14 protein-coding genes and 1 tRNA gene are annotated in these 16584 nt (G+C 56.6%); 7 read left to right on the plus strand and 8 right to left on the minus strand.

Going from position 1 to position 16584, the window contains the following annotated elements:
* Nucleotides 1-1776, minus strand: coding sequence for a sulfoacetaldehyde acetyltransferase (gene xsc, locus FEE96_RS01485; RefSeq protein WP_138161222.1), 1776 nt, complete (start codon nucleotides 1774-1776; stop codon nucleotides 1-3).
* Between the two features lie 118 nt (nucleotides 1777-1894).
* On the minus strand, nucleotides 1895-3355 hold the full coding sequence (gene pdxR / locus FEE96_RS01490) for a MocR-like pyridoxine biosynthesis transcription factor PdxR (RefSeq protein ID WP_138161223.1): 1461 nt from the start codon (nucleotides 3353-3355) through the stop codon (nucleotides 1895-1897).
* Between the two features lie 130 nt (nucleotides 3356-3485).
* On the opposite strand from pdxR, the gene FEE96_RS01495 reads away from it, so the two are divergent.
* Complete coding sequence (locus tag FEE96_RS01495; protein WP_138161646.1) at nucleotides 3486-3797, plus strand: ArsR/SmtB family transcription factor; 312 nt, start codon at nucleotides 3486-3488, stop codon at nucleotides 3795-3797.
* Entirely contained in the window at nucleotides 3790-4818 is a 1029-nt protein-coding gene (locus tag FEE96_RS01500; RefSeq protein WP_138161224.1) for a permease, read from the plus strand. The genes FEE96_RS01495 and FEE96_RS01500 overlap by 8 nt, the downstream gene beginning before the upstream one ends.
* A 96-nt stretch (nucleotides 4819-4914) precedes the next feature.
* Here FEE96_RS01500 and FEE96_RS01505 read toward each other — a convergent pair whose 3' ends face one another.
* The 3 genes from FEE96_RS01505 to FEE96_RS01515 all read right to left on the minus strand — a co-directional run bounded on the left by FEE96_RS01505 (nucleotide 4915) and on the right by FEE96_RS01515 (nucleotide 8788).
* Nucleotides 4915-5508, minus strand: coding sequence for a GNAT family N-acetyltransferase (locus tag FEE96_RS01505; RefSeq protein WP_138161225.1), 594 nt, complete (start codon nucleotides 5506-5508; stop codon nucleotides 4915-4917).
* 95 nt (nucleotides 5509-5603) lie between these two features.
* Nucleotides 5604-7196, minus strand: a complete 1593-nt coding sequence (locus tag FEE96_RS01510) for a methyltransferase regulatory domain-containing protein (RefSeq protein WP_138161226.1) — start codon at nucleotides 7194-7196, stop codon at nucleotides 5604-5606.
* A gap of 194 nt (nucleotides 7197-7390) precedes the next feature.
* Complete coding sequence (locus FEE96_RS01515; protein ID WP_138161227.1) at nucleotides 7391-8788, minus strand: aminotransferase family protein; 1398 nt, start codon at nucleotides 8786-8788, stop codon at nucleotides 7391-7393.
* Between the two features lie 303 nt (nucleotides 8789-9091).
* On the opposite strand from FEE96_RS01515, the gene FEE96_RS01520 reads away from it, so the two are divergent.
* Nucleotides 9092-9868, plus strand: a complete 777-nt coding sequence (locus tag FEE96_RS01520) for a beta-keto acid cleavage family enzyme (RefSeq protein ID WP_138161228.1) — start codon at nucleotides 9092-9094, stop codon at nucleotides 9866-9868.
* 2 nt (nucleotides 9869-9870) lie between these two features.
* Nucleotides 9871-11193: an aspartate aminotransferase family protein gene (locus FEE96_RS01525; RefSeq protein ID WP_138161229.1), complete on the plus strand. Its 1323-nt coding sequence runs from the start codon at nucleotides 9871-9873 to the stop codon at nucleotides 11191-11193.
* A 2-nt stretch (nucleotides 11194-11195) separates the two neighbouring features.
* Here FEE96_RS01525 and FEE96_RS01530 read toward each other — a convergent pair whose 3' ends face one another.
* From FEE96_RS01530 to FEE96_RS01540, 3 genes are all read right to left on the minus strand, one after another.
* Entirely contained in the window at nucleotides 11196-12104 is a 909-nt protein-coding gene (locus FEE96_RS01530) for a PhzF family phenazine biosynthesis isomerase (protein ID WP_138161230.1), read from the minus strand.
* A 138-nt stretch (nucleotides 12105-12242) separates the two neighbouring features.
* Nucleotides 12243-12318 (minus strand) — tRNA-Ala (locus FEE96_RS01535).
* A gap of 162 nt (nucleotides 12319-12480) precedes the next feature.
* Entirely contained in the window at nucleotides 12481-12807 is a 327-nt protein-coding gene (locus tag FEE96_RS01540) for a TIGR02300 family protein (protein WP_138161231.1), read from the minus strand.
* Nucleotides 12808-12907: 100 nt separating this feature from the next.
* Here FEE96_RS01540 and FEE96_RS01545 point away from each other — a divergent pair, with 100 nt between their 5' ends.
* The 3 genes from FEE96_RS01545 to FEE96_RS01555 all read left to right on the plus strand — a co-directional run bounded on the left by FEE96_RS01545 (nucleotide 12908) and on the right by FEE96_RS01555 (nucleotide 16276).
* Nucleotides 12908-13591: a M48 family metallopeptidase gene (locus FEE96_RS01545; RefSeq protein WP_138161232.1), complete on the plus strand. Its 684-nt coding sequence runs from the start codon at nucleotides 12908-12910 to the stop codon at nucleotides 13589-13591.
* A gap of 142 nt (nucleotides 13592-13733) precedes the next feature.
* Complete coding sequence (locus FEE96_RS01550) at nucleotides 13734-15581, plus strand: adenylate/guanylate cyclase domain-containing protein (RefSeq protein WP_138161233.1); 1848 nt, start codon at nucleotides 13734-13736, stop codon at nucleotides 15579-15581.
* 47 nt (nucleotides 15582-15628) lie between these two features.
* Nucleotides 15629-16276, plus strand: a complete 648-nt coding sequence (locus FEE96_RS01555; RefSeq protein WP_425467294.1) for a GntR family transcriptional regulator — start codon at nucleotides 15629-15631, stop codon at nucleotides 16274-16276.
* Nucleotides 16277-16584 lie beyond the last annotated feature (308 nt).

Raw genomic sequence — 16584 nt, forward strand, 5'->3', positions numbered from 1 at the left:
TCAGGCGCCTTTTTGTGGGCGCATGTCGTCAGCCGAGATGCCAGCAACCTCAACCGGGTTCTTCATCGCATCGCGACGGAAGGGCTCACCCAATTCCTGGTTGATCATCGCTTCGATCAGAGTGGTGATCCCCTGTTTCTGATCTTCACAAGCCTGACGCAGCGCATCGGTCAGCTCGTCCATGGTGCGGGCGACAACGCCTTTCAGGCCACATGCATTGGCGATACCTGCATAGGACACTTTGGTGTCCAGCTCGGTGCCGACAAAGTTGTCGTCGAACCACAGAGTCGAGTTACGCTTTTCAGCACCCCACTGGTAGTTGCGGAACACAACCTGGGTCACTCCAGGCCACTCTTCGCGGCCAATGGCCGTCAACTCAGTTACGGCGATACCAAATGCGCCGTCACCCGAGAAACCAACAACTGGAACATCAGGGCGACCGATTTTCGCGCCAACAACCGCTGGCAGACCGTAACCACAGGGGCCAAACAGGCCAGGTGCCAGATACTTGCGGCCTTCTTCGAACGAAGGATAGGCGTTGCCGATGGCACAGTTGTTGCCGATGTCGGACGAGATGATCGCATCTGCAGGTAGGGCTGCCTGAATGGCACGCCATGCTTTACGTGGGCTCAACCAGTCTGGCTTGGCCGCACGGGCACGCTGGTTCCAAGTGGTGCCGGGATCGTCCTGCTCGTCATCCATTGACGACAGTTCCTGCGCCCATCCTGATTTGGTGGTGGCGATCAGGTCTTTGCGCGATGCGCGACCTTCGTCACCGGCAGTGCCCGACAGCTTGTCGAGGATCGTGGTTGCTACAGTTTTGGCGTCGCCTACGATGCCAACGGTAACTTTTTTGGTCAGGCCGATGCGGTCCGGGTTGATATCAACCTGGATGATTTTGGCTTCGGTTGGCCAGTAGTCAATGCCATAACCAGGCAGTGTCGAGAACGGGTTCAGGCGGGTGCCGAGGGCCAGAACAACGTCAGCCTTCGAGATCAGCTCCATAGCGGCCTTGGAGCCGTTATAGCCGAGGGGACCAGCATGCAGCGGGTGTGAGCCGGGGAAGGCGTCGTTGTGCTGGTAGCCACAGCAAACCGGGGCGTCCAGACGCTCGGCCAGTGCGATGGAGGCTGGGATAGCACCGCCGATGACAACACCAGCACCGTTCAGGATAACCGGGAACTTGGCGCCGGACAGCAATTCAGCAGCCTGATCCAGTGCCGCGGCACCACCCTGTGGGCGCTCAAAGTCGACGATGGCTGGCAGCTCGATGTCGACAACCTGAGTGAAGTAATCGCGTGGAACGTTGATCTGGGCCGGTGCACTCTGGCGCTTGGCTTGCATGATCACGCGGTTCAGGACTTCGGCCATACGGGTCGGGTCACGAACTTCTTCCTGATAGCAAACGCAATCAGCAAAGGCGTTCATCTGTTCCATTTCCTGGAAACCGCCCTGACCCATGGTCTTGTTTGCGGCCTGTGGTGTCACCAGCAGCAGCGGGGTGTGGTTCCAGTATGCGGTTTTCACAGCGGTCACAAAGTTGGTGATGCCGGGGCCGTTTTGCGCGATCATCATCGACATTTTGCCGGTGGCGCGGGTGTAACCGTCAGCCATCATGCCGCCGGATCCTTCGTGGGCGCAGTCCCAGAACTGGATGCCAGCTGGCTCAAAGATGTCGGAGATCGGCATCATGGCCGAACCGATGATACCAAATGCATGTTCGATGCCGTGCATCTGAAGTGTTTTTACAAAGGCTTCTTCGGTGGTCATTTTCATGTGGGGTGCTCCTGATGAGACGCCGAAAGGGCCGACAAGATGTCGGGGATTGTCTTTGGTCTAAATTGTGGGGCAGTCCGCAGTTAGGGCCAGTTGTGGCGGCGGATTAGGGCCAGTCTCAGCCGGACTGCAGCGCCTTGGCCAGAAGGGCCAAACCAGGCTCGATGCGACTCTCCGCAATCGAGGAATAGCCAAGCCGATAATAGTTCTGCTGCCGGTTGTTTTGGGCGAAAAATGGCGCCCCCGGTTCGACAAGGACGCTTTGCGGCATAAGGCTACGGGCCACTGCCGCCATGTCGATGCCTGGCTCGGCCTGCATCCACATAGATGACCCCCCATAAACGCCACTGCCAGCAATGGTTAGCCCATGTTCTGAGATGGCCTCTTCCATCACTGTGCGACGTCGATGCAGGGTCTTGGCTGTGCGGCGTATCTGGGCGTCGTAATGACCCAGGGACAGGAAGTAGGCCACGGTGCGCTGGATATGGCCGGGCGCGTGGCGCAGCACAGTGGCCCGCAGCGCGCGGGCCTGACGAATGAAGGGTTCAGACCCAACCAGATAACCTAGCCTTAAACCCGGAAACAGAGATTTTGAGAAACTGCCGACGTAGACAACGCGACCATCGCTATCCAGCGACTTCAGGGCCGGGGAGGGGGGGGCGAGGAAAGACATTTCAAACTCATAGTCATCTTCAACGATGATCGCATCGATATCGCGGGCCCGGTCCAGTAGGGCACGGCGGCGTTCCATCGGCATGGTGGCTGTTGTCGGGCTCTGGTGGCTGGGGGTGGTAAATATGACATCGGTGTCGTCCGTGATCAGGTCCGGCGGCAGCCCATCTCGGTCTACTGGAATGGCATCAACCTGGCACAGGCTGTGGGTCAGTTGATCGCGCAACGTGTAGTAACAGGGATCTTCGATGGTGGCATTGCGGCGGCTGTTCAACAGGATCTGAGTTACCAGCCAAAGCGCGTTCTGCGCGCCCAGCGTAATCAGAATTTCCTCGGGGCGGGCTGTGATGCCACGGCGCGGCAGAGTGTGGCGGGCGATGTATTCGATCAGTAATGGGTCGTCCTGATCAAAATAGTCGGTGGTCAGGGCGGCAAAATCCTTTTGTCCCAGGGCCCGCAGCGCGCAGAGGCGCCAGTTGGCATGGTCAAACAGGGTCGGGTCGGCCTGACCATAGATAAATGGAAATTTGTAATCCCGCCAATCCTGCGGCTTGCGCGGGGTGTCCCCCCCGGTGAACTGCCGTGCCAAAGCCCGCGACCAATCCACGGTTTCTTCGGATTTTTCAGGTGGCGTGTAACTGGGGGGGACCGGTGCATTTTCCGACACAAAGTACCCAGACCGGCCGCGCGAAGTCAGATAATCATTCGCCAGCAACTCGGTATAGGCCAATGTCACCGTGATCCGGCTGATACCTAGATGGGTTGCCAGCTTGCGCGAAGAAGGCAGTTTTTCCCCGACATGGAAGCGTCCCGACAGAATGCCTTCCGCGATCATCTGCTGGATCTGCGCCTGCAGTGTGCCGTGCGCCTTGGGGCTGAGGAAGAAAGTGTCGACGGAAATAGCCATGCGGGAAACCTTGGGTTGGACCTAACCTGGGTGCGATCTGGACTTAACTTGTCGGGCAAAAAAAGATGGATTGCTAGAGTGAAAATAAAACTATAAAACTAGTTTTATCGAATCAATTGGAGCTCTGATGATGTTATGGGAAGAAGCAGCGCAGGGTTTTGCTGCAATGGGATCCGAATCGCGACTGCAGGTTCTGCGCTGTCTGATCCGGGCTGGCCACGGCGGGTTGCTGGTGCATGAGATCCAGCAACGCAGCGGTATCGCGCCTTCGACACTGGCGCATCATCTAAAATTCCTTACCGGCGCCGGCGTGGTCGAACAGGAACGCAGTGGCCGTTCAACCGTCAATCGCGCCAACTTTGATCAATTGGAACAGCTGGCAAATTTCATCCTCAGCGAATGCTGTGCGGATTCACCAAGCGAGGCAAAGAGCAATGACTGACGCAACACAGATTTCAGGCCGGGGTCGCGATCTGGCCAGATGGCTTAAAACACCCTGGGCCCTGATCGTCGTGATCCTGGCCCTCGTTGCCGTGCTGGATCCCGGTAACTTCATGGCCGTTTTGCAGTTCGCTGCAACTGCGCTGGTCAGTACAGGCCGCTATATCCTGTTTGCGGTGTTGCTGCTGGCTTACCTCAAAGCCACAGGGGCAGAGGTGATGGTGGCGCGCGCCTTTGAAGGGCGCGAAGTCCGGATGATCTTCATGGCAGCTCTGTTTGGTGGATTGGCGCCGTTTTGCTCCTGCGAAGTGATTCCCTTTATCGCCGGGCTGCTGGCACTGGGTGCACCCCTGTCTGCCGTAATGGCATTCTGGTTGTCCTCACCCCTGATAGATCCACCGACTCTGTTGATTACAGCAGGCGCACTCGGTTGGCCCTTTGCCATTGGTAAGGCCATTGTAGCGGTTGCCCTTGGCCTGTTTGGTGGCTTTACGATTAAGGCCCTGATGAAGGGCGGATTGTTTGTCTCTCCCCTGCGCAAAGCGCCGAGCACCGGTTGCGGCTGTGGTGGCCCAAAACTGGACACAAAACCAGTTTGGAAGTTCTGGCAGGAACAGCCCCGCCGCAATCACTTCAAAGCCGAGTTTGTCTCAAACGGAAGCTTCCTGTTGAAATGGCTAGCGCTGGCCTATGTGCTCGAAGCGCTGCTGGTCCACTATGTTCCTGCAGATCTGATTGCCACTCTGGTTGGTGGTGAGGGCGTGGTGCCAATTGCCATCGCAGCTCTGGTTGGGATGCCTGCCTATCTCAACTCTTATGTCGCGCCGCCCCTGCTGGCTGGATTGATTGATCAGGGTATGAGCAACGGTGCGGCAATGTCGTTTATGGTTGCTGGCGCAGTCAGTTCTATCCCGGCGATGTTGGCTGTCTGGTCACTGGTCAAGCCACAGGTCTTTGCCACTTATCTGGCTTTGGGTGTCAGCGGCGCCATTGTGTCGGGAGTTGTGTTTCAGTTGATTTGAGAGTGGTGTGGTGAAGGTGGGGGCTTTGCCCCCGCCGCGGCAGGCCGCGGCTCCCCCAGGATATTTTTGGCTAGATGAATGCGGATAGAACTAGCGTTATGAGCTGGCGTGCCGCTGCATTTGAAACTCCAGATGTGCCTTGGTGGTGGGCCATTCAGCGGCGGTGATGGAATAGACGGCAGTGTCGCGAATGGTGCCATTCGCCATGATCATATGGGCCCGCAGGATGCCATCGGGTTTGGCGCCCAGCCGTTCAATTGCGCGTCGACTTTGGTGATTGATAACATGGGTGCGGAATTCGACGGCGATGGCATTCAGTGCTTCAAAAGCATGCCTTAACATCAGTAGCTTACATTCGGTATTCATCCCGGTCCGCTGTACTGATTTGCGGTACCAGGTCGAGCCAATTTCCAACCTGTGATTGATGTGGTCGATGTTCATATAGGTGGTCATGCCAACAGCGCGATCATCTGCATCAAGAATGGCAAAGGGCACCATGCTGCCGCTTTCACACAGGGCGAGGCGTCGGTCGATCTCAGCTGCTACACCATCGGGGGACGGTATGGCCGTGTACCACAGCTTATGTAGATCTCCGTCGGCGCTGGCCTCAGCCAGGTCTGCTGCGTGGTCATGCGTTAGGGGGGCAAGGCAAACTGAGTCGCCTTTTAGTGTGACTGGGGTCGCCCACATTTGGATCGGTCCTTTTCCAGAGGTGTCGCCTTACCAATGGAGCAAAAACGGATCTTGAAAAAGATCCGCTTTTGTCAATTTTGTTCAGACCAATTTTAGGCGGCAGCTTTGCCCTGCCGAGGTGTAGCCAGGGCCGATGTCGGTTCGAGTGTAAGGCCCAGGGTTTCACACAGCGGCAGGCGGCGGGCGGCAAAAACATTGGCACGCGCGCGCAACACAGAGAGGTTTTCCTCTGCGGTCTCCAGCACGCGTCCATCTTTCTGCAGCCGTTGCCCCTGAGGGGCCAGAATTTGCCAGGCCAGATTGGCCCAGTCGGCGGGGGTTTCCTTGCCTTCGCTGCGGGCTAGCAGAAACAGCTGTTCAAAACGGTCCAGCGCAATACCGCCCCCTGTGACCGGGGAAGCAAAGAACTGCAGGGTTTCACTTTCTTCGGATCGCTTAGCAACCGCGGCGTTAAAGATTCGACAGCGTTCGCGGCGGTCTTCCAGGCCCTCATTCGACAGGCTGGGGGCAAGATATCCATCGCCGATCAGCAGGGTCAGCATGCGGGTGATTTCGCCCCAGGGCATCTGTCCAAACACGCCAAGTTCCAGCAGTTCGCGCGTGGTCATCGGCCCCTGTGCCAGCGCGGTTAGAACCGGACCATACTGCTCCTGATCCATCGGAATTTCGCCCCGCCGCCAAGTCAGTTTGACGGTGCCGCCGCCGTAATGCCGGGTCAGCGCCAGAGGTGTTTTGAACCAGGCTGCGACCGACCCTCGTTCGGTCATTGGCAGCTTGCCCTTTACAAAGAGATCGGTGCGGAACTGTTCGTTCAGCAAAATGTCACGCAGGCTTTCGCGGTGCACCGGGTCACTTTCCATCTTCAGCAAGGTCTGTTGCTCGTCTGAGAACGAAATGTCGTCCACATGGTCCCGCGGCTCTGCTGCGCCAAGGAATTTGAGCTTGGCCTGCGACATATCACTGGCGATGTCTTCAAAATGAAACGGTGTCCAGTCCTTGTTGAAATATTCATGTGCCAGATAGCTGGCGGGCATGGATTTCATCTTGCTAAGTCGTTTGGTCAGCGCGGGATTTCCAGTAAAGTAATCCGCCCCGTTTTGTTCCAGCTGATGGGCAAATTCGACGGCCTCGGCAATGCGTTCGCTCAGCGGGCCCGAGCCCTGTTCAGCCCGGTTGGTCAGGATGCGGCGCAGCGGTAGGGCGGGGGCCCAACCGGGTAGGGCATTGTAGCTGAGGTAGACAAGCCCGCCGGACTTCAACCGTTGGGAAATGAAGCTGGTGATGTGCTGCTGGTGTTCTTTGGACACCCAGCTGTAGACACCATGCAGCGCAATAACGTCGAAGTCCTGTGGCAGGCCGGGTGCGTTGCCAAAATCGTCAAATGAGCGTTCATAGAAATGCACGTTGTCCAGTTCAGCGTCGCGGGCCAGATTAGCCGCGCCAGCCATATGGGCCGGGTTGAAATCCATAGCGTGGAACTGAATGTGTGGGTTGGCGGCTGCCAGCAGGTTGGCAGAAAACCCCTGGCCGCAGCCCAGTTCACAATAGGTCAGATTGGGTCGATCCAGGGCGTGATCATGTCCCTTGGAATGGGCGCAAAAACCAAGGTGGCTTGGCGTTAGCTCGCGAAAGAAATCATACGTATAGTCGATGTCGGCCACGTAGCCAGAGGTCCAGTCGTTCATGAAATGCCTTGTCGCTCAGGGATTGGGTACAGTCTCGAGGCAAATTTTATAAAAAAAGTTGAGGATCACGTTAACGCGGGGCGGATTGTGATCCTGTGGCTTGCAACGATTGAATTTTGAACAAAAAAACGCCCCGTCAAAGACGGAGCGTTAGGTGGTTCTTGCCAGCCCACGCGGGGTTGGCGAGGAGAATTTTAGCCAAAGACCTTGGTCAGGGCTTTGTCGACGCTGTCGGTGATCAGGTCGATGTCATCCGCCGTGACGATCAGTGCAGGCGAGAAGCACAGCACATTGTTGCGGCCGGGAACGGACTTGTTCGACATGCCGATGATCACGCCCTGCGCACCACATTCAGCGGCCACTTGCGCTACCTGCGCTTCGGCGACCGGTTCCTTGGAGGTACGGTCTGCAACCAGTTCCACGCCTAGGAACAGGCCCTTGCCGCGCACATCGCCGATAACCTCGTGCTTTTCCATCAACGCCTGAAGGTTGCCCATCATGCGTTCACCCATCTTGGTGCAGTTTTCCAGCAGGTTCTCTTCTTCGATGATGCGCATGTTTTCCAGCGCCGCAGCTGGGCCAGCCGTACAACCACCAAATGTCGAGATATCGCGGAAGAAGCCAAGCGGATCGTTTGGGTCGTCTTTGAACATGTCAAACACGGCCTCAGTAGTGACGCAGAGCGCGATCGCTGCATAGCCCGAGGCAACGCCTTTGGCCATGGTGACGATGTCCGGCTTGATGCCGTACTGCTGATAGCCGAACCAAGTGCCGGTACGGCCGACGCCGCAGACCACTTCGTCGATGTGCAGCAGGATGTCGTACTTTTTGCAGATCTCCTGCACGCGATCCCAATAACCGGGGGGAGGGGTGATAACACCACCGCCAGCAGTCACTGGTTCCAGACACAGCGCACCGATAGTATCTGCACCTTCGCGCAGGATGACCTCTTCGATCAGGTTGGCGGATGCTACGCCGTATTCTTCGCTCGACAGGTGATCCAGGCCTTGCTCGTGGGCGCGGTATTCCATGCAGTGAGGTACACGGACAAAACCGGGGGCCAGAGGGCCGTACTGCATGACGCGCTCGTCCTGACCGCCAGCCGACATGGTGGCCAGGGTGCCGCCGTGATAGTCACGGTCGCGATACAGGATCTTGTGTTTCTTGCCGCCAAAACGTTTGTGCGCAATCTGGCGCACCATCTTGAACGCCTTCTCGTTCGCCTCGGAACCAGAGTTGGTGTAGTAGACGCGGCTCATGCCCGGCATTTTCGAGATCAGTTTTTCTGCATACAGCGAACCGGGGATGGAGCCAGCTGTTTGGGCAAAATAGCACAGCTTCATCAGTTGTGCGTGGACTGCATCGGCGATGCTTTCGCGTCCGTAGCCTACGTTTACCGTCCAGACGCCACCCGAAACGGCATCCAGGAATTCTTTGCCGTTCTGATCCCAGACGCGCATGCCTTTGCCTTCAACAATGATGCGCGGATCCTTGGTTTCAAACTGCTTATGCTGGATCAGGTGGTGCCAGACGTGGGCTTTGTCAGCGTCAACAATGTGGCTGATGTCGTTTTCATTGAAAGTGCCGTCCATGACAAATCCTTTCCGCGATAAGAGTGTTCGTGATTCGCGCGCCACCCACATTTGTGGTCAGAGTCGCTTCTCCTTCCAGAGACGCCAAATTTCGGGATAGCTCTAGGTCCAGATCCTACCCTGTTTTGTATCCAGAACGAAGCTGATCGCACCATCGGCGATGTTCCACCTGCCACAGAAAATGTGGCTGATCTCACACCACAAAATAGTATTTGTAGTTTCAGGGCTTGCGAAATCCGATACATGCGACCATTTGCGCACTTGCAGCTTGCCTGCGGGTAAAAGCCAGCTTGGAGAAGAATGATGGCTGAATATACTCTCACTGTTGCCCCCAATGGGGCACGACGGGGGCGGGATGATCACCCGGAACTGCCTGTGACGCAGGATCAGATTGTCGCAACCGCAGTTGCCTGCAAGGCGGCTGGTGCGCACGGTATTCACCTCCACGTACGGGACGCAGCTGGCGCCCATACTCTGGATGCCGAAACTTATCACGATGCAATGGCGGCAGTTGCTGATGCGGCGCCGGGGCTGGCGATACAAATCACCACTGAGAGTGCTGGATTGTTCAACGTGGCCGAGCAGCTTGACTGCCTAAAGGCCCTGCGCCCTGTCTCTGCCTCCATTGCGCTGCGGGAAATGGCGCGGGACCCGGACATGGCGGCGCAGGCCTATGCGCTGTGTGCTGAGGTGGGAACTCAGGTACAGCATATTTTGTACGGGCCGTCTTGTGTGGAACAATTGCGAAGCTGGTATGCGGATGGCACGGTGCCGAACACAATGCGCGATGTGATTTTTGTGCTGGGCCAGTACGTGCCCGAGGTATTGGCACAGCCGCAGGATCTGCAACCGTTTCTTGCCGCCACAGATAATTTAAACCTGAACTGGACCGTTTGCGCATTTGGCCGACATGAGCAGGCCTGTTTGCTAGCCGCCATCGCGGCAGGCGGCGATGTCCGCATTGGATTTGAAAACAACATAGAGACCCCCAACGGGGATCTGTTGCCTGACAATGCAGCCTCGGTTGCTGCCCTGATCACCGCCGCCACTGCGGCTGGCCATACTCTGAAGGAGAGTTAACAATGAGCCATGTTTTTCCCCGCCACACCAAAGCACAACTGCCCACGGCAGTGGCCGGTGATGGCTGCTATCTGATTGATGCGGATGGCAAACGGTATTTTGACGGCTCCGGCGGTGCGGCTGTGTCCTGCCTTGGGCATTCAGACGCTGATGTGATCAAGGCGGTGCAGGATCAGGTTGGCAAGCTTGCTTTTGCCCACACCAGTTTCCTGACCTCAGATCCCGCCGAAGAGCTGGCAGATCTGTTGATTGCCAATGCACCGGGAGATCTGGATCGGGTCTATTTTGTTTCCGGCGGCTCCGAAGCTACCGAATCGGCGATCAAACTGGCGCGGCAATACTATTTGGAAAAGGGCGAGACAGAGCGCCGCCATGTGATTGCCCGACGTCAAAGCTACCATGGCAACACGCTGGGGGCGCTGGCCGCAGGCGGCAATGAATGGCGCCGCACGCAGTTTGCGCCACTGCTGATCGACATCTCTCACATTGCGCCTTGTTATGAATACGCCGAGCGCTCCGAGGGTGAAACGCCCTATGACTACGGCCAGCGTGTCGCCAACGAACTGGAAGCCGAAATCCTGCGCCTTGGTCCTGAAACGGTAATGGCCTTTATGGCTGAACCTGTGGTTGGGGCCACATCGGGTGCTGTGCCACCGGTTGAGGGCTACTTCAAACGGGTCCGCGAAATCTGTGATCAGTATGGCGTCTTGCTGATTCTGGACGAGGTCATGTGTGGCATGGGTCGTACCGGTCATCTGTTCGCCTGTGACGCAGATGATGTGGCGCCCGATATCCTGTGTATCGCCAAAGGGCTGGGCGCTGGCTATCAGCCCATCGGTGCGATGCTCTGTTCTAAGCAGATCTATCAGGCCATCGAGGCAGGCAGCGGCTTTTTCCAGCACGGCCACACCTATATCGGCCACCCAGTCGCCACAGCCGCCGCATTGGCGGTGGTGCGCGGAATGCTGGATCGCGGTTTAGTGCAGCGTTGCGGTGAGATGGGTGAAAAACTGCAGGCGGCCCTGGTCGAACGCTTTGGTCAGCACCCTCATGTGGGAGATATTCGTGGCCGTGGCTTGTTCCGTGGGATCGAACTGGTCGCGGATCGCGAAACCAAAACCCCCTTTGCGCCTTCACTTGGGCTGGCCAAGAAAATCAAAAAGGCTGCATTTGAGGCGGGACTGATCTGCTACCCGATGTCTGGCACCCGCGATGGCGTCAACGGCGACCATATCTTGTTGGCCCCGCCATTTATCATCACCGATGAGCAGATCATCGAGGTGGTGGACAAGCTGGAGCTGGCGATAGGAAAGTCACTCCCGTAAGCTTAGTGCGGCTGTTCTGCGTTAGGGGGATAACTTAATTCCCCGACGCGAATGGCCCGGCCGGCGATCTGCACGATCAGGTCTTCCCTCTCCAGGGAAAGCGTCACAAAAACGGTTCCGGGTTTACCCATCTTGTGGCCCTGGTGCCCTGGATAGCTAAAGCTATCAGAGAGTTGAATGATGCCGTGCTTCACCAAATAGGCACCGGTTGGACCGTTTGCATTGCCCGTCACCGGGTCTTCTGAAATGCCAATTGCAGGGGCGAACATCCGGCCATAGGTCTCTAGCGCGCCGCCAGACCGATCCAGCACCACCGGAAAGAACCCGTTGCAGCCAATCTTTTTGCTCAACGATGTCAGCAGTTCCGCATCTGGTTTCAGCCCATCCAGAACATCACGCGACTGGATTGGAATGATAACCTTGGAATGTCCGGTTGAAACAATTTGTGCTGGTAACCCGTCGGCAAAATCAGAGTGCTCTAAGCCCAATGCAGCAGCAAGCAGGTCCAACTCCTCTGTGTCCAGAAGTGGCCCATATTCGACCGCCCCTTGGGTCATCGAGACTCGGAACCCTTGATCGTTCTTGCTGACTTCAACTGGTAGTATTCCGGCCCCGGTGAGTACATTCAGTGGGTAGGGCGAGTCGCCCGAAACCGAAGCCCTTAGAAAGTGGGTCGCAATAGTGGCGTGCCCACAAATCGGCACTTCAATCTGCGGGGTGAAGTAGCGGACCTGCAAATCGTGATCCGGCCCCTGCGCAGGCAAAACAAATGCGGTTTCGGAAAACCCTGCAAAAGCCGCAATGTCCTGCATTTCAGTTGCATTCAGCGCGCCCGCATCAAGAACAACGCCTGCGCGGTTTCCTGTTTCCGGAGTGTCAGTAAATGCATCAACAATATGTATCGTTACCATTTTCCCAGAGTATTACTGGCTCTGGGCAATGTAAATCGAAAGGCCATCCGTGCAGGGTTTACTGCGCAAAAGCGCGATACTGCATGGGACACGAACCTCATAGGTGCATGGTATCTCTACGTCGCTTGATAGGGTGGTTGGTGGAGCCTAGGAGGATCGAACTCCTGACCTCCTCGCTGCCAGCGAGGCGCTCTCCCAGCTGAGCTAAGGCCCCAACCTGTTCCGTTCGACGTTGCCGTCTCGCGGTGTGTGGCTGATTTAAGGGACGATGGCGCACTCCGCAAGCGGAAAATGCGCCATCATCTAAGCTTTTTTCCGAGCCGCTGAAAATCAGCCCAACGGGTCGAAAAGCACGCCCTAATTCGTTGTGGAACGATCAGGAATCGTCGTCATTTGCGGCGACATCGGCGATTTCTTCGAGAGGAACAGTATCCTCTTCGTCGTCATCATCCAGTACATCATCACCTAAATCGATGTCAGATGTGTCGTCATCTTCCAGAACCACATCTTCCGATTCGGTGCTTTCATTTGCCTTCTTAGTCACCGCATCTTCTTCATCTGCAGCCATCATCCGGCTTTTGCCGGTTGCCAGTTCCACCGCTTCGCCCGTGTAGGGGCTGATGATGGGAGACTTGTTCAGGTCGTAAAAGCGCTTGCCGGTGGTTGGGCAGATGCGCTTTACACCCCATTCTTCCTTGGGCATGTGTATCCCCTTGATTAATGCATGAGTCGTATCGACGATTCCGGTGACGTGCCATATGAGGTAGGAACTGTCAAAGCCTTTAGTCTTATGAGGGGCGCGTATGGCCGAACATCACCTGCCCGGAAGCCCTCCGGTTCCCCTGGTTTTGCGCCGCTCAGCGCGGGCACGTAGGATTAGCCTGCGCATTTCGGCGCTGGATGGACGGGTGACTCTGACTTTGCCAAAACGGCTGCATGAAAGCGAAGCGCTGGAGTTCGCGGCTGAAAAGGAAGACTGGATCAGAACGCATCTGGCGAAACACTCAGATGTAGTGATTGCGCAAGCTGGCGCTAGTCTGCCGATTGACGGGCGCGATCGCCAAATCGTTATCAGCAACAACAAACGGTTCAAGTTGCTGGATGACGAGATCGAAGTGCCAGCAAAATGGACAGGGCGCGCGTTGCAGCGGTTTCTGCGTGAACTGGCCCGGGACAGACTGGCAGAGGCCTCAGATCATTACGCCGCTGCATTGGGGCGATCTTATAACCGCATCACACTGCGTGACACCCGTTCGCGCTGGGGGTCGTGTTCCTCCGATGGGGCATTGATGTATTCGTGGCGGCTGATCCTTGCGCCCCCTGATGTGCTGACCTATGTCGCTGCGCATGAGGTTGCACATCTTGCTGAAATGAACCACTCGGCCGCGTTCTGGGCGCAGGTCGAAGCCCTGTATGGCGCGTACCAGGCCCCCCGTAACTGGCTGAAAACTCAGGGGGGCAGTCTGCACCGCTACCGGTTTGATTAGGTTTTGACGTTGTATTGGAGCTTACGAGCTCAATGATCAGTCGGTCAAACATCCCTGCAGACTTGGCGGAACGTGCCGTATCAGCTAACAATTGCTTATTAGCACTCACGTTTTTTGCCCAGTCCCTTGCCAGAGGCCCAATGTGACCCTCAAACCGAAACGGCGCCTTGCCGCCATTTTTGTCGCGGATGTCTTCGAATTCAGCCGCATGATGGCCGAAGATGAAGCAGGCACGCTGGAACGTATTCTGGATCAGCAGAAAACCGTGATTGCACCCGAAATTGAACGCCATGACGGGCGGGTAATAAAGCTGATGGGGGATGGGGTTCTGGCGGTGTTCCCCAGCGTCATTTCCGCAGTTGAGGCCGCCGCGGTAATTCAGCGACGGGTAAACAATGTGGCCGCCTCCAAGCGGCTCAAGCTTCGTATCGGTCTCAACCTAGGCGAGGTGATGATTGCTGAGCGTGATATTTACGGCGATGGCGTCAATGTGGCCTCACGTATCGAAGCACTGGCCCCTCCTGGTGGGGTGGCGTTGTCAGCTTCTGCTCATGAACAGGTGCGCAACAAAATACCCTATGCGTTTGAAGACTTTGGCACCCATACGGTCAAAAACATTCCAGACCCTGTTCAGGTCTACCTTCTGGGACAAGAACTGACCTCTATACCAAAGACTCTCCCCCCCAAAGTGGCTAAGTCAGCTCAGGCCACTTTGGTTCAGCGCCCTTTGATCTGGGCCTCCTCTGCGGTGCTTGTTTTAGCGGCTGTTTTAGGTGCCTGGTTGCTCCCCAGCTTGGCACCATGGGGTAATCCGACCGCGGAGAGCGCAGCAACGCAGGTTGAGCTCGGACCCTCGCGGATTGTCGTCCGGGCTTTTACCGACAGTCAGGATACTGGTCTGGCGGTGGGCTTGGCCGAAGGGGTGATTGCTGAATTGGCCCAAAGGCCTGATCTGGTGGTGATAGCGCCACACAGCAGTTTTGCGCGGCCAGAAATTTCGGACCAAAGCATTGCAGCGCAGCTTGGTGCAGACTTTGTGATAAGTGGCAGGGTCGAAGGCCGGACCGGATTGGGGGTTGCTCTTGATATTCTGGACCTAAGCGGCTCTCAACAGGACTACCTCAGGCTTCCAGCCCAACCGCAGCAGGACATGCTGTCACTGCAGGCGGCGGTGGTTCGGGATTTGCTGAAGAATCTCCCGTCCCCCAACAATGACGCATCGTCTGGGGTGCCGATACCCACCACCCAAAACGCCAACGCTTATAAACATTTGATACAGGCGCGTAGCTACCTGTGGGCAGACAACCAGATTGAGGCCAAGCAGGCGTTGCAAAATGCATTGGTGTTGGATCCAGCGATGGGAGAGGCCCGCGGATTGCTGGCGATGGCCCATATGGATTTGTTTTCTGGTGCGTTGTCAGGCCAACAACAGCGTATCACTGAAGCACAGCTTATGCTGAGCAGCCCCCCGTTCAGTCGACAGGAGCAACAGGTCGCCATCGTTGCAGCTTTGAATGATGATGAGGGAGAGACCGCTTTGGCACAGGCGCAGGATATGGTGGCAACATACCCAAACTATGCGGATGGCTACGCGACGCTTGCCTGGGTTCTGACTTTCCGGGGGGAACAGGAACAGGCGACTGAGGCGCTAAAGACAGCCAACCAGTTAAATCCTCTGGCGCCGGCATTTTATCATGCAATTGAGGCCGAGCTGTTGTTTCTTGTTGGCAAGGATGAGGCTGCGTTGACTGCTGCCGACCAAGCTATCGCAATGGATCCCAGTACGCAGAGGGCACGTTTGTTTCGGGTTGCAGCACTGGCCAATGACGGTGCGTTCGATGATGCGGCCGCCGAGCTTCGGATCCTTACAGAACGCGACCGAAATCTTGGGCTGAGCGAAGTTACGGATCTTGTTCCCTATTCGGATCCCGCAGCTGCACAGAGAATTCTGACCGGACTTCGGCTGGCGGGGTTAAACGGCAATCCTTGACCCCAAGGTGTTGACGTCAGGTGTCTATGTGATCACAAAGACGCATGATGGTTTCTCCGCGCCCCTCCGAAATCTCGACCTCGGCCCACGAACGGGTTTATCGCACGCTGCGAACCCGGATCATGCATGGAGAAATCGCACCGGGGCAGGCGCTGACCTTACGGGGTATTGGCCGGGAATTTGAAGTCTCGATGACCCCCGCCCGCGAATCTGTGCGACGGCTGGTGGCCGAAGGCGCATTGTTCCTGTCTTCTTCGGGGCGGGTATCGACGCCTGAACTCAGCAATGAGCGGATTGAGGAGCTGGCTGCCCTGCGCGCCCTGCTAGAAGTGGAGCTGGCCAGCAGGGCCCTGCCACGGGCCCATATGGCGCTGATCGACAGGTTGCAGAACATCAATATGACTGTGGCTGAAATGATTTCGAAACGCGATGCAGTGGGTTATATTCGCTCCAATCTGGAATTCCACCGCGCTCTGTATCTGCGCGCTCAGGCCCCGGCGATGCTGGCGATGGCCGAAACTGTCTGGCTGCAGCTGGGCCCCACCATGCGCGCCTTATACGGTCGCCTGCGCCGGACTGAACCACCACACAATCACAAACTCATCATCGCCGCGCTCAAAGCTGGGGATGAGCCGGGCCTGCGTCTGGCAGTTCGGTCAGACGTGACCCAGGGGCTGCGGATGCTGGCGGGGTAGGGGCTGAGAAAGTCAGTCAAATGTTTGTTCTACAGTCGAAGCCCCCAAGGGAATGACTAGTTTCGGCAATCGACAATCATGTGAGTAAAGGAACCGGGCTACCGACAGTAATATTGCTTCGCTATAGGCACCGAAAAGCCCCAAACAAATTACACAGACATTTGGTTTCCCAAACGTCCAGCCAGGTGAACAAGATAGTCTTGCATCACGCGACCAATAAAGGTTCACTCATCAAAAAATTGTTTTCTGACGGCAACCCGGATGCTGTCAATTCAGATCAGCACGTTTTAATTCTTGATAAATTATTG

Origin of the sequence: Parasedimentitalea maritima (assembly GCF_005771405.1) — a bacterium.
Lineage (GTDB): Bacteria > Pseudomonadota > Alphaproteobacteria > Rhodobacterales > Rhodobacteraceae > Parasedimentitalea > Parasedimentitalea maritima.